Annotated in this window: 11 protein-coding genes; 5 read left to right on the forward strand and 6 right to left on the reverse strand. The window is 65.4% G+C overall.

Features of this window, described 5'->3' with window-relative positions:
• Positions 1 to 141: 141 nt before the first annotated feature.
• Positions 142 to 1,026, reverse strand: a complete 885-nt coding sequence (locus tag ACKWRH_RS39110; protein WP_445217886.1) for a protein-L-isoaspartate O-methyltransferase family protein — start codon at positions 1,024 to 1,026, stop codon at positions 142 to 144.
• Positions 1,027 to 1,139: 113 nt separating this feature from the next.
• Positions 1,140 to 1,616, reverse strand: a complete 477-nt coding sequence (locus ACKWRH_RS39115; RefSeq protein ID WP_014491880.1) for an Lrp/AsnC family transcriptional regulator — start codon at positions 1,614 to 1,616, stop codon at positions 1,140 to 1,142.
• Positions 1,617 to 1,738: 122 nt separating this feature from the next.
• On the opposite strand from ACKWRH_RS39115, the gene ACKWRH_RS39120 reads away from it, so the two are divergent.
• On the forward strand, positions 1,739 to 2,278 hold the full coding sequence (locus tag ACKWRH_RS39120; RefSeq protein ID WP_445217887.1) for an RBBP9/YdeN family alpha/beta hydrolase: 540 nt from the start codon (positions 1,739 to 1,741) through the stop codon (positions 2,276 to 2,278).
• Positions 2,279 to 2,299: 21 nt separating this feature from the next.
• On the opposite strand, the gene ACKWRH_RS39125 is transcribed toward ACKWRH_RS39120, so the two are convergent.
• The 3 genes from ACKWRH_RS39125 to ACKWRH_RS39135 form a co-directional block, all read right to left on the reverse strand.
• Positions 2,300 to 3,442: a GNAT family N-acetyltransferase gene (locus tag ACKWRH_RS39125; protein ID WP_445217888.1), complete on the reverse strand. Its 1,143-nt coding sequence runs from the start codon at positions 3,440 to 3,442 to the stop codon at positions 2,300 to 2,302.
• A 117-nt stretch (positions 3,443 to 3,559) separates the two neighbouring features.
• Positions 3,560 to 4,912, reverse strand: coding sequence for an O-antigen ligase family protein (locus ACKWRH_RS39130; protein ID WP_445217889.1), 1,353 nt, complete (start codon positions 4,910 to 4,912; stop codon positions 3,560 to 3,562).
• Positions 4,913 to 4,963: 51 nt separating this feature from the next.
• Positions 4,964 to 6,031, reverse strand: a complete 1,068-nt coding sequence (locus ACKWRH_RS39135) for a glycosyltransferase (protein ID WP_445217890.1) — start codon at positions 6,029 to 6,031, stop codon at positions 4,964 to 4,966.
• 248 nt (positions 6,032 to 6,279) lie between these two features.
• On the opposite strand from ACKWRH_RS39135, the gene ACKWRH_RS39140 reads away from it, so the two are divergent.
• Positions 6,280 to 7,266, forward strand: coding sequence for a glycosyltransferase (locus tag ACKWRH_RS39140; RefSeq protein ID WP_445222556.1), 987 nt, complete (start codon positions 6,280 to 6,282; stop codon positions 7,264 to 7,266).
• Between the two features lie 15 nt (positions 7,267 to 7,281).
• On the opposite strand, the gene ACKWRH_RS39145 is transcribed toward ACKWRH_RS39140, so the two are convergent.
• Complete coding sequence (locus tag ACKWRH_RS39145; protein WP_445217891.1) at positions 7,282 to 8,310, reverse strand: glycosyltransferase family 2 protein; 1,029 nt, start codon at positions 8,308 to 8,310, stop codon at positions 7,282 to 7,284.
• Between the two features lie 396 nt (positions 8,311 to 8,706).
• Between ACKWRH_RS39145 and ACKWRH_RS39150 the strand changes: the two genes are divergently transcribed.
• The 3 genes from ACKWRH_RS39150 to ACKWRH_RS39160 all read left to right on the forward strand — a co-directional run bounded on the left by ACKWRH_RS39150 (position 8,707) and on the right by ACKWRH_RS39160 (position 12,970).
• Positions 8,707 to 9,507 carry a class I SAM-dependent methyltransferase gene (locus ACKWRH_RS39150; RefSeq protein ID WP_445217892.1) on the forward strand — a complete coding sequence of 267 codons (801 nt, stop codon included), beginning with the start codon at positions 8,707 to 8,709 and terminating at the stop codon, positions 9,505 to 9,507.
• A gap of 282 nt (positions 9,508 to 9,789) precedes the next feature.
• Positions 9,790 to 12,171, forward strand: a complete 2,382-nt coding sequence (locus tag ACKWRH_RS39155) for an exopolysaccharide transport family protein (RefSeq protein WP_445217893.1) — start codon at positions 9,790 to 9,792, stop codon at positions 12,169 to 12,171.
• Positions 12,164 to 12,970 carry a WecB/TagA/CpsF family glycosyltransferase gene (locus ACKWRH_RS39160; protein ID WP_014491871.1) on the forward strand — a complete coding sequence of 269 codons (807 nt, stop codon included), beginning with the start codon at positions 12,164 to 12,166 and terminating at the stop codon, positions 12,968 to 12,970. Before ACKWRH_RS39155 ends, ACKWRH_RS39160 begins: the two co-directional genes overlap by 8 nt.
• Positions 12,971 to 12,978 lie beyond the last annotated feature (8 nt).

Genomic DNA, 12,978 nt, shown 5'->3' on the forward strand with positions numbered 1-12,978 from the left:
GAACTGTTGTTGATCGCGCAGATGATCCGCAGGCCTGCGCAGGCATTGGCGCGGCGCTGGTATTGCCGGAGCCTGTTCCGCGCCTCACGCGGCCGGCTGCAATGCGCCGGGTGCACGAAATCGTAAGGCGTGAGCGATCCGTCACGCCTGCGTGAGGTCGGCGTGGGGCTTGATTGAAACCGTCGGGACGGGTGCCGCAACCGTCGAAAGCCACCAGCCCTCACCGGCAAACCAGCACGTCTCGTCCGGAGCACCCTCTCTGCACAGCGACTGCACGCTCTCCCATCCTTTCGCGAACGCCTCGGCCAATCGCCGGCCGGCATCCGCGTCCTGCAGTCCCGCGCAGCCGATGAACTGGGCTCGACTCAGGAATTTCGCCGGCCAGACCGCGCCCGCGTCCGGGCGCGTGATCATCAACATGCCGCCGAGCATCCCCTCCGGCGCCAACGGAAACACCAGCCGGCCGCCGGGCCGCAGCGCATCGAGCCATTCCGTGGCCGGCTGCGCCGCGCCCGCACAGACATAGATCACATCCGCGCCCGGTAAGTCGCACGCGATACCCGAGCGATCTTCCAGCTCGATATGCGGGATGTCCTTCAGATTTTCGCGCGCGAGTGCCGCCAGGCGTTCGTCGATCTCATAGGCATGGACACGGCCCGAAGCTCCCGTGAGCGCGGCGAGAATGGCCGTGTAGTAGCCGCTGCCGGCACCGATCTGGATCACCGTCTCGCCTTCCCGCACGCCGCAGCCGCTGAGCCAATAGGCGTGCGCGCCGGGCATCCCGATATTGAGGCCGCGCGCCGGGTCCAGCGCCAGAAGCGTGTTTTGATAGAGGAAGGCGGGGTCATCGTCGGGCGTCACGACATAGGGATGGCCGCCGACGGAGATCGACCACGGTCCGGGTCCGGCGAAGGGTTCGCGCCTGACCGTGCGAAAGGCCTGCTCGATACGGGGATCCGTCGTCTTGGCCGCAGCGCAGATCAACTGCGCATAGAATGCGCGATATTTTGTCGAACGATCTTCCATGTCGCCTCCGGGAAACAGAGGTGACGATAGCACAACGCGCGCGATCATCGAAGCTCGGCGCAATCGAAGGCTTTGTGACAGCCCGGTGACGTGTCGATCGCGCGGGCCACGCCTCAACCGCGTTCGGTCTTCTTCCTGATGAGGTCTTTACCGATCGGTCGCGCCGGCTCGCTCCGCAGCACGAGCGAGGTCGTCACAGCGCCGAAGCCGGCGATACGATCCACGATCGTCTCCAGATCTTCCGGTGCCGGAACCAGCACCTTGAGCACGAAGCAATCATCGCCGGTTACGCGATGGACTTCGACGATGTGCGGAATCTCGCTGAACCGTTTGAGGCAGGTCTTGATGTGCTCATGCGAGGTGCGCAGGCGGACCAGCGCCATCAGGCCGAGCCCTAGCGCGCGCGGATTGATGCGGGCGCCGTAGCCTTCGATAATCCCGGCTTCCTCGAGTCGCTTCACGCGCTCGGAGATGGCCGGCTGAGACAGCCCGACGGAACGGCCGAGTTCGGACAGCGGCACCCGCGCATTGGCCTGCAATGCCTCCAGGATCTTCAGATCCTTGGTGTCAATGCTTCCGAAGCGATCCAAGACAATTCTCCATTCCACCTTGAGATCATCGGCAGATGATCTCTTTCGCCGATGACTTGCCATGTGACGCAGCACCAAGACCAGCCACACTGCACGTGCATCTCAGATATCACGGGACGATCATGCACGACATCATCACCTTGCCCGGCCTCGGCAGCTCCGCAGAGACTCATTGGCAGACATTCTGGGAGCGCAACGATACACGTTTCACGCGGTTTCAGCCGGCGAGCTGGGACCGGCCGGAGCTCGCCGATTGGGAGCAATCCCTGGAGCAGGCGGTCAGGCGCTGCGCGAAGCCGCCGGTGCTGGTCGCACACAGCCTCGCTTGCCTGCTGGTGGCGCACTGGGCCACGCGCTTCCCATCCACGATCGCGGGTGCTTTTCTGGTCGCGGTGCCCGATCCCGATGGCGCCAATTTTCCCGCGGAGGCAGCTGCGTTCAAGCCGGTGCCGAACCGCACGCTGCGCTTCCCCGCGCTCATCATCGCCAGCACCGACGATCCCTATGGCAGGCTTGATAAGACGCAGCAGCGGGCGCGTGCCTGGAAGTCCGGGCTGATCGTGCTGGGCGCCCTTGGCCACATCAATGGGTCGAGCGGGCTCGGCGACTGGCCGCAGGGTCGCGCGCTGCTGGACGCCTTCAGTGCCGGCCTTTCGAGATGACGCGGGTACGGACGGCCTCCGTCACCGCATCTTGCGTATCGCCCGGCTGGCGACGGCGGCGAGCCTGGGATAGCGACGCAGGTTCTGCGCGGCATGGTCGCGCCATGCATAGGGAGCGCCGCGCCATGACAGCGCGATGCTGACATCGGTCAATGCGAGCTTCTCGGCGCCGAAGCGGCGCTTGTAGTCCTGGTTGCCGATGCTGAGATCGAAACGGCGCACGCCCTCTGCATGCAGCGCCGCCATGGTACGCTCGGTGACGAGCAGCCCCGGCGAGCAGTTCGACCATGAATCGCCGGCGTGGCTGATGCGCAGGAGGAAATAGCTCGCGCCAAACCTGACGCCAAACGTGGTGGCGACGACGGCCTCGTCGCAGACCAGCGCCGTGATGACGGCATAGCCCTCCGCGACACCCTGGCGGGCGACCTCGCGATAGAATCGGGCATGAGCGTCGTCGTTGAGCACGAAGCGCGAACCGAGCTTTCGCATGCGCGCCTGCTGCTGGACATCCATCACGTCCAGCAGCTCGCGCGCCCGCGCGACATCCGCGGCGATCTCGAACCGCGCGCCGGCATGACGGCTGAAGACCCGCCAGCAGCGCGGCATCTGCATGCGCTTGATCGAGGCCCGATAGGCTTCATAGTCGTCGCCCGTCAGCACGAGATTGCCGTTGAGCGAGCAGGATCCGATCCGTCCGAGCGACACCAGCGGGTTCGGCTTGGCACCGACATGGGCCGGCATCTTCTTCAGCCGTAGCAGATCGAAGCGGTCGGGCAATGCGCGCACCGCGTCGACCAGCGCCTTGCCGATCGCATCCGTCGCCGCAGCGTCCAACGCGGCATCGAGCGCCAGGATCGGCGCGTTGTTGTCGGAGACGCCGAGGTCGGCGAATTCGACGATGCGGATGCCGCGCCTGATGTGGCTGATCATCGGCACCACCGCGATGTCCTTGCCGGTCGCGGCATCGGAGATCAACGCGATCAGCGGTGCAGAGTCGTGAAACGCCTCGTACCATGCGCCGAGCCAGTAACCGTGCTGGAACGCGGTGCGATGCCCCGCGCTCAGGCGCGATGCGGCCTGCCGCCAGTCACGCACGAAATCGACAGCGATTCCCGACGTGCTGGACACAAGACCATCTGGTTGCTCGACGCTGAGAAACGTCATCCGCGGGACATGCGATTACTGAATGTTTCCAGATAGATTATGTTTGTCGCAGACCACAAGTGACGTAACGGCTTATCGTTAAGCCAACATCACTATCGCTCCGGCTGCGACAAGCTGTCAGCGCTCCGGTTCCGTCTGTTTGACGCATTGGAACCTGGCGAGGAAATGCAGGCCAGCCACTGCAAGCGCGAACATGAACCAGATCGGGTTCTGCCGTTCGAGCAGGAAGGTCTCGGTGGCCCCGTAATACAAGCCGAACAGCCATACGGTGAGGAACAGTTTTGCCAGCGCGCGGCTACGGTTGTGAGCCTGGGCCGACTGGAAATTGCCGAGCGGTGCGAGCACGAAGACGAGGATCACGAGCAACAGCCCCGGCAAGCCGATGGTGACCGTGAGATCGAGATAGCTGTTGTGGCTATGCGCCGCGGACGTCGCCCATTCGGACCCCTGAGCGGTCTGCCGCGCGGTCACGTCGTCCCAGAAGGCCGCATAGCCGTGACCGATGATCGGTTTCTCGGCGACGGCCGCGAGCGCGAATTCCCAGATGGCGGAACGGCCGGTGAAGGTGGGATCGAGCGGAAGCAGCCGCGTCAGCGCCCCGAGCGCCGGGCTCAAGACGCTGCCGACCGTCAGCAGGTTCATCACGATCAGCGGCACGAAGCAGATGAGCCGCTTCAGCCACAGGCTTGGCGTGACATAGACCAGCGAGGCGAGCCCGTAGATCGCAAGGCACAGCACCGTCGACGTCTTGCCGCCGGTGAAGATCAGGAAGATGCCGGCCAGCGCGGCGATCGCCGGTCCCATCACGAACGACCCGACGCCGCAGAGATAAATCCCGACATAGACCAGGATGGTCATCACCGGCGAAGCGATGTTCTTGTGGCCGAAGCTGCCGCGCCAGTCGCCGGCAAGCTGCGGCTCAGTGAGGTCGAGCGCGGTGTGCATCGAATATTGCGGCGCGAGGAAGACGCCGAGATAGCACAGCACCAGCAGCACGAGCGCGGCGCCGCCAAGGCACAAGTTGAAAGCCCGCTGTGTCGGCGGCAGCAATGGCAACAGCACGGCGAGCGACGTCACGCTGACCGCCAGCGCGAAGCGCTGGATCGAAACGCCGCGGCTCTCGGAGAAGACGATGTTGATCAACAGCCAGCCGACGAGGCAAAGATGCAGCGGCGTCACCAGGCTCTTCAGCGCTGGCGCATCGGTGGCGGCGACGAACAACATCGCGACCGCAGCCAGTAGACCCCAGGAGATATAGGTGAGCGCCATGCGCCCGCCGACGACCGTGGTCACATCCTCGTTGCGAAGGTCAGGAAACGGATCGAGCGTGACCAGCACCAGCAGCAGCGCCGCAACCGCGACGAGGCAGCGCGCCGCCTGTGCGGCATTCAGCCCCGCGAGCCCATCGTGCAGGACGTGGCCCAGCGTTCGGGTCTCGACGTCGGTCATGTCAGCGGCGCTGCGATCCATGCTTCGATCCATGGCCCAAGGCAGGTGATGAAGCCGGGGAAGCTTTGGGTTTTAGCCTATCCTTGTTAAGCATCCGTCAACCAATAGGCCCGCGGCCTGCGTTGCCGCCTGCGGGCGCACGATGCTGCGCGCGATCTCGTAATATTGCAGCGCCCGTTGCTCCAGCGTGAGATTGGCGAGCACGAAGCCGCGCGGATCGAACGCATCAGCGGTGCACCCGGCCCAGAAACTGTCCCAGCCCGCCTCGAACCCCGCGATGTCGATGAACTTGGCACCGCAGCGGTCGTCCCAATACGGCACCGACGACACCGGTGCGAACTGGACGCGGTGCGGATAATAATCCGGGTCGCGCCACGGGCCGCCGGGATCCCAGGCGAACACCGGCACGCCGCAGGACAGAGCCTGCTGATAGGCGATGCCCTGGCTCTCGTTCTGGCACAGGAAGATCATCGCGCGCGAGCGCGCCAGCGCGGCCTGATAGTCTTCTTCCTTGTAACTGCCGTAGCGCAATTTCGTGAACGAGCGGCCCTCCTTGAGGAGCCGGGCGCGGACGGGCTCGATCAGCTCCGGCGCATAGCGCTCGCGGTCCCAATGGACCTTGTCGTAGATCAGGACGTCGACGGTCTTTTGCGTCGGCGCCGACGGCGCCCAGAGATCCGTGTCGATGCCGATCGGCCAGGCCTCCGTGTCGGGCCAGTACGGCCGGTACATGTCGACGTACCAAGGGCCGGGCACCACGACCTTCTTCACCGGCAGCCGCTTGAACAGATCGGGGTCGTCGAGCGGATGATTGTGGGCGGCGACGCCGAGCAGGATCGGATTCTTCCACGCGAACTTGTCGAGCAGGAAGGTGCGACCGATGATGCAGGCAAGCTCGTCGGGATGCTGCGCGATGTAGCCGTAGTCATTGACGCGGTAACGGATGCCGAGCCGGTCGAGCCCTGCGCAGAGATTGAGGAACACGCGAAGCTGCCCGCTCATGCGCGGTTCGCCGAGCAGCATCCGGCGCGCCATGCGCCGCAGATGCCGGTCGCCGGGAAACCAGCGATCGTCCTTGTCCTCGTAGAAGAGGTTGAGGACGATGGCATCGGGGTCGTGTTCGAACGTCTTTGCGGGCACTAGATCCATCCGCGGCAATCAGGTCCGCATTCTCGCATGGGACCGGCTGTCGCACTCTTCCAAATTTGCGACAGGCTTAATGCCCGCGGCTTAACGCTAATTGACGAAACCAGCGGCACGCAGGCCTTCGCGACAACGATTTGGTCGTAATGCGAGTATCATTCGCGGCGGGCCAATGTTGCGATTGATCGCAATGCCAGTCGGCAGATGCGCCCTGGTTAACAGACCCTTAAAGGCGAGCCGTGGCTCTGATCACCGCCGAAGATGTTCTCGATTTACCGGCTACCTCGCGCGTCGTTCCGGCGCCGCGTCTCCCGCTGCCGGCCGGCTCAACCACATCGGTGTCCGTCGTCATTCCCGCCAAGAACGTTGCAGCCTATATCGGCGAAACCCTAGCCAGCGCACTGGCGCAAGGCGAGATCACCGAAGTGATCGTCGTCGATGACGGCTCGAGCGACACCACCACGGCTATTGTCCGCGCCATTCGTGACCCGCGGCTGCGCCTGATGACCAACGACTCCGCCGGCGTATCCGCCGCGCGCAATCTCGGCGCACGATATGCGAGCGGCGAATGGCTGCTCTTCCTCGATGCCGACGACCGCCTGCGCCCCGGCGCGGTGCCGGCCCTGCTGGCGGCGGCCCGCGGTGCTCCGCGCGCGGTTCTCGTCTACGGCGACTACAACACGATCGACAGCGAGGGACGGCAGATCGGCCGGCGGGGCCTGCTGAAGGGACGCCGCAAGCCGTCCGGCGACGTGCTGGCACGGCTCGCGGCCGGCAATTTCATCGTCAATGGCGGCATCGCGCTCGCACGTGCGGAGGCCTTCCGCGCCATCGGCGGCTTCGACACTTCCCTCAGATATTGCGAGGACTGGCATTGCTGGTGCCGCCTCGCCGCTATCGGCGAGTTCGAGTTCGCACCAAAGCTTCTTCTCGACTATCGCCTGCACACCGCCAACACCATGAATGCGGCCGTGCGGACGCCGAAGGATTTCTTCCCGGCAATTGCGCGGGTGTTCGACGATGGCCTGATCCTGGCGAGACTGCCCGTGGGTACGGCAGCCGGGCTGCGGCTGGCTGCCGAGATCCATCTCGTCACCTATTCTGCGATGCAAGCGGTCCGCTTCGGCAGATATCGCCAGGCATTCGGCTATCTCGGGATGGTCGGACGACGCTCTCTCAAGGCGCTGCCGCGCGCGACGCTCAGGGTGGCCCTCGCCCGCTTCGGCATCTAACCCGACACTGTAACGTCAGGACACGATCTTCGAGGCCTCGTACGGCTTCGGCTCGATGCCGAACGCCGCCAGCACGGAGCCGAGCGCGACCAGCGCCGGATGCATGGCAACGACGGCCTTCGATGTCGCGAGCAGACGAGCGGAACGCAGCAACGACAGGGGCAACCGTCCGAGCATCTGCGCGAACACCCGCGCCCGCGCGCCCGCGCTTTGTGCGGCCTTGTACTGCACGCGATAATTAATAGCGCCAATGCGCAGGCCGCGCTTGGCGATCCAGCCGAGGCTGGTGCGGTTTTGCGGCACGGTCTCCGTGATGACCGCCTCCGCCGTCCAGTGGAAGATCATGCCGGCATCGCGGCACCGCACGAAGAAATCGCAGTCGCCGCCGCCGAGGAAATTGAAGCGCAGGTCGAAAGCGGGACGATCGAACCGCTCGAACGCCGCACGCGTGATCAGGCAGTTGCCACAGCCATAAATCAGCGGCACCGCGCCGCTGTAATCATAGGCGGGGCAGAAGGCGGGATGACGCGCGAGCCAGGGCTTGCTGTCGTCGTCGAAGACCGGCAGCACCGGCCCGCCGACCACGTCGGCGCCGGTCGCCTCCGCGGTGCGAACCATCAGCTCGAGCCAGTCGGGCGAAGCGATCTCGTCGTCGTCGATCATCAGGAAGCGGGTCGCGGCGGGAAACAGCGCCTGGGCCGTCTCGAATGCGGCGTTGATCGCCTGGCAATTGCCCTGCCGCTTCTCGACCAGGCAAACGCCCTGGAGCCGGCCGTCGGCCAGATACTCCGCGGCAACCGGCGTGCTTTCGCGCCCCACCGCGTCGTTCTCGACCATGACCACCGCGAAGGAGCGCGGAGTGCGCTGGCTCGCGAGCGAGTCCAGCGTCAGCCGCAGATGGTGCGGGCGGCGGAAGCAGGGAATGCAGACGACGATGCCGACCGACAGGTCGATGACGCGGGAGCTCGCCGCGATCTCCCGGTTGGGATCACGCACGGCATCCGAGATCCGGCTGGCGGAAAGGTCTGTCGGGATCAGCGTCATGGCATCCTAGATGTCCGAGATGTATTGAAAAAGCCCTGCGTCAATCACGCAGGAATCGGCGCTGTCCTGCGACGGCACGTCGCCGCGGGACAGATCAGTCCCAAAATGAACGGCGGGCCCGAGGCTCGCGACGGCGCAACGCCGCCGATCTCCCGCCCTCCATACGCTTAACCGCTTTTGCGCGTTTCTCCTCCAAATTCCTGCATAAGTGATAGTGCAATTCGCAGTCCATCACGCGCACAACAGCGCAACATGGACAATGCCGTAGTTAACGCCTGCCCGCATTAACCCGACCGTAAGCACCGCGACCGGTGAAGCGGCGCGGCACCGAATTTGCTCTTCGGGCATGCGAGATTTTTCCTGTAAATTTGAGTCGAACAAGCGCGGTCAGAAAAAATGAACAAGCCAGCCTCGATCGATTTCGCGACAGCCACGGCGATCCAAATCCCAGCGGCCAGTGCACGCACCCAGGCGCTGCACGATCTGGTCCCCGGCGAAGCCCGCGACAGCCTGCTCGCCGTCCACGACGTGCTGCGCCGCGAATTGCCGCAGGGCCAGCTCGCCATCTACGAAGCCGGCGGCGGCTCGTGCAGTGTCCTGCCACCGGAGTTGCTCAACCGCAGCAAGGTCACCGTCGTCGACATCGACGAAGACCAGGTCCGCAACAACACTTACGCGGACGAGGCGATCCTCGGCGACGTGCAGACTTACAGCTTTGGACGCGAAACCTTCGATCTGGTGATCTGCTACAACGTGATCGAACATCTGCCCCATGTCGATGCCGCGCTCCTGAATTTCCGCGACGCGCTCAAGCCCGGCGGAATGATCCTGATCGGCGCACCCAATCCGCGCTCGCTGTCGGGCGTCGTCACCAAATACTCGCCGCACTGGTTTCACGTCTGGTTCTACCGGAATATCCGCGGCATCAAGGATGCCGGCCTGCCCGGCGAGCCGCCGTTCCCGACCTTCTTCCATCCGCTGGTGACGCTGCCGCGGCTCGAAGCATTCGCCGCGGCCAACGGCCTCGAGATGATCTACCGCCGCGAGGTCGAGAGTCCGCGCTATCCCGAGATGCGACGGCGCAAGCCGCTGTTCGCCGCTCTGGTCGATGCCGCCGCTGCCGTGATGAACGCCGTGCTGCGGGGCGGGATCGACGTTCGCCGCGGTGATTACCACGTCATTCTGCGGAAGAGCTGACGATCATGGCACGCGCGCGGTCCATCGCAGGACGAGCGAGGCCTGGCGGCCTCGCTGCGCGCGGTAACGAACCGTTAATCCCTTGGGGACCTCAGCGTCATCGCGACGCGTCGAAGAGCGAGATGCGCTTAAACGCTTTGTTTGCCATTTCGGTGAATAGTCCCTCAATGAGTATGGTTAATTTTCCCTGTTGCGTTGATTGGGCACCTATATCCCGGGTGCGTGGCGTAAAGCGAAGAGTAACCCCTCAGCCCGCGGTCGTTGGAATGAAAGCTGGGGACTATGCTTGACTACAACCAGCCGATAGATCGGGCCGGATCGGAGGCCCCGCAGCAACAGAGGCCTCAGACCGGTTTCAACGCGCTGCAGCTCGTCAATCTGCTCTGGCGGCGGAAGATCGCGATTGCCGCTGCCGCACTCCTCGGTGCGACGCTTGCCGTCACCGCGGGCAAGAGCGTGACGCCCCGCTACACCGCCACCGCCCAGCTCTATGTCGACCCGCGCGAGCTTCAGCTCGTCGATCGCGAGCTCACGCCGCGTGCCCAGGACGTCTCGGGCATGGCCATGGTGGTGGAGAGCCAGGCGCGCCTGATTACCTCGAACAGCGTGCTGCTCCAGGTGATCCAGCAGGCTAATCTGGACAAGGATCCCGAATTCGGCGGCGGCGGTGATGCCAGGAGCCTGATGTCGTCGCTGCTCGGCCTGATCGGCCTTCAGCCCCGCGCGCCCTCCGCCGCGGAGACGAAGGAAGTGCAGCTCGCAGCGCTCGACGCGCTGAACAGGCACATCACGGTTCGCAAGACCGAGAAGAGCTTCATCGTCGACATCGAGGTCTGGTCGACCGACCCGGCGAAGGCGGCGATGCTCGCCAACACGCTGACCAGCGCCTACCTCGCCGAATCCCGCAACTCGCAGGCTTCGGCCGCGCGACGCGCCACCAACGATCTCTCCGGCCGCCTCAAGGAGCTGCGCGAGCGGCTGCGCAGCGCCGAGACCGCGCTCGCCACCTACAAGGCCCAGAACAATTTCGTCGGCACCCAGGACGCGCTGATCAGCGACCAGCAGCTCTCCGCCAGCAACCAGCGGCTTTCCGCGGCCCGCGCGGCGACGATGGACGCCCAGGCGCGGCTCGACCAGATCGAGGCGAGCCGGCGCACCGCTGCCGATGCCGGCGCGAATTCGGAAGCGCTGCAATCGCCGACCATCGCAAACCTGCGCGCGCAATATGCCGACGCCCGCAAGAAATATGCGGAGCAGGCCGGCGAGCTCGGCCCGCGGCATCCGGCGCTGCGCCAGACCGAGAAGCAGGTCGAGGATCTCAAGCGCACCATCAACGAAGAGATCGACCGCTTCGCCCAGTCCGCCAAGAACGATCTGACGCGCGCCCGGGACTTTGAAGCCTCGCTCAACCGGGCGCTGGAAGCGCAGAAGCGGCAGAGCGTCCAGCTCAGCCAGGCTGCCGTGCGCCTGCGCGAGCTCGAACGCGAGGCCGATGCCAGCCGCGACGTCTACCAGTCCTTCCTCAAGCGCTCGCGCGAGACCGAGGAGCAAGAGACCCTGAACACCTCGGCGGCCCGCGTCATCGGCGAAGCCACCGTGCCGCAGCGGCGCTCGTTCCCGCCGGCGATGAGCATGTTCGCCATGATCGGCTTCATCTTCGGCGCGCTCGCTGCTGCAAGCTGGTTCGTCGCGGCCGAGCTGCTGTCCGCCGGTGCGACTGCGCCGGCAGCGCCCACACCGGCCCGTCGTGAGCGCACGCCGGCACCGCGAACTCCGCGAGCGCCGGAGGTTTCGCGGACACCGGAGGTAGCCCAGCCGCAGCCGGCTCCGCGAGCTCCGGAGGTTGCGCAGTCTCTACCGGAGCTGGCTGCGCCATCGCTGCAGCCTGAGATGGACGAAAGCACGCTGATCGGAAAGCCGCTGATCGCGCGCCTGCAGGAGGCCGACGTCATTCACACGCTCGGCGCCATCCTCGCCACCGGCGGCGGCGTCGATCTGACCCGGCTGGGCTGGCCGACGCTCCGCCCCGGCTTTCCGCTGACGACGCTGCTCAACGCCTGGCGCGACATGCGCAGTGCTGTTGCCCGGCATGCCGGCGGCAAGGCCATGCCGGTCATCGCACTCGTCGGCGCGGGCGAGACCACCGGGCGCAGCGTGACCGCGCTGAATTTCGCGCTCGCGGCCGCGCGCGACGGCGCCCGCGTGCTGATGATCGATGCCGATCATCAGGCACATTCGCTCTCGAACAAGGTGAGCCGCCCCGGCAAGAGCGAGCCGAGCCGGCTCGGCTGGCTCTCGATCGGCAGCAAGGCCGCGCGCGAGATCAAGACGGCCAACGGCATCTCGGTGCTGCCGGCCGCCGACGGCGATGCAGGCAAGGCGACTGAGGCCATGCGCAAGGCCATCGAGCAGGCGCGCGCCGCCGGCGGCTACGATCTCGTAATTCTCGACGGCCCCGTGACGCCGCTTGGTGCAGCTAGCCGCAAGCTGCTCGACGACGCCGACGCGCTGGTGGCGGTGCTGCCGACCAGCCTCGACATCAACGACGGCCTGGAAGAAATCCTGAACACGCTCGGCCGCGCCGAGCGCAAGCTCGTCGGCGTCGTGCTCGACGAGCTCACCCCCGCAACTCAAGCGCGCCAGCGAGGCAGACAATATGCTTGAGCGCCGCGTCAATCTGGACGGCCGGGCCGCAACCGCCGACGTGCCGCGGATCACCGTCGGCGGCCTTCGCATGGCCGCGCTCGACCTGGAAGCGACCGCCGATTTCATGATCGAGGCCACCGATCCCCGACATCGCATCGGCCGTCCGCTGTACCTGACTTCGGCCAATGGCGAGGTGCTGGCGCGCTGCTCGACCGAGCCGCAGACCGAGCGCCTGTTCCGCGCCGCCGATTTGATCAATGCCGACGGCCAGCCGCTGGTCGCGGCGTCAAAGCTGCAATCCTGGTTTCCGTTGCCGGAGCGCGTCGCGACCACCGATTTGTTCCACGTGGTCGCGCGCAAGGCCGAAGCCGTCGGCCGCACCTTCTACATGTTCGGCGCCAGCGAGGAAGAGAACGCCGCGGCGGTCGCGAATGTCCAGCGGCTGTATCCGAACCTCAAGATCGTGGGGCACAGCCACGGATATTTCCGCGGCGACGCCCTGCGCGCGAAAGTCGAGGAGATCAACGCGCTCGCCCCGGATTACCTCTGGGTCGCGCTCGGCGTGCCCAATGAGCAGGCATTCGTCGAGGAATACACGCCGTTGCTGACCAATGTTGGCGTTATCAAGACATCCGGCGGCTTGTTCAACTTTTTATCGGGCAGCCGGTCCCGCGCGCCGCAATGGATGCAGAAGATCGGCCTCGAATGGGCTTGGCGCACATGGCTCGAGCCGCGCCGCCTGCTCTGGCGCTATTTGACCACCAACCCTCGCGCGCTCTATCTTCTCTTCAGCCGCAAACGGCCTTCCAATCGCTGAGAGAAGAG

It is taken from the genome of Bradyrhizobium sp. Pa8 (assembly GCF_052588265.1).

What these genes read in the sequence shown, in the direction of transcription:
- ACKWRH_RS39110 (WP_445217886.1), bottom strand. Translation starts at nt 1,026, where the DNA reads ATGGAAGATCGTTCGACAAAATATCGCGCATTCTATGCGCAGTTGATC.
- ACKWRH_RS39120 (WP_445217887.1), top strand. Translation starts at nt 1,739, where the DNA reads ATGCACGACATCATCACCTTGCCCGGCCTCGGCAGCTCCGCAGAGACT.
- ACKWRH_RS39125 (WP_445217888.1), bottom strand. Translation starts at nt 3,442, where the DNA reads ATGACGTTTCTCAGCGTCGAGCAACCAGATGGTCTTGTGTCCAGCACG.
- ACKWRH_RS39130 (WP_445217889.1), bottom strand. Translation starts at nt 4,912, where the DNA reads ATGGATCGCAGCGCCGCTGACATGACCGACGTCGAGACCCGAACGCTG.
- ACKWRH_RS39145 (WP_445217891.1), bottom strand. Translation starts at nt 8,310, where the DNA reads ATGACGCTGATCCCGACAGACCTTTCCGCCAGCCGGATCTCGGATGCC.
- ACKWRH_RS39150 (WP_445217892.1), top strand. Translation starts at nt 8,707, where the DNA reads ATGAACAAGCCAGCCTCGATCGATTTCGCGACAGCCACGGCGATCCAA.
- ACKWRH_RS39155 (WP_445217893.1), top strand. Translation starts at nt 9,790, where the DNA reads ATGCTTGACTACAACCAGCCGATAGATCGGGCCGGATCGGAGGCCCCG.
- ACKWRH_RS39160 (WP_014491871.1), top strand. Translation starts at nt 12,164, where the DNA reads ATGCTTGAGCGCCGCGTCAATCTGGACGGCCGGGCCGCAACCGCCGAC.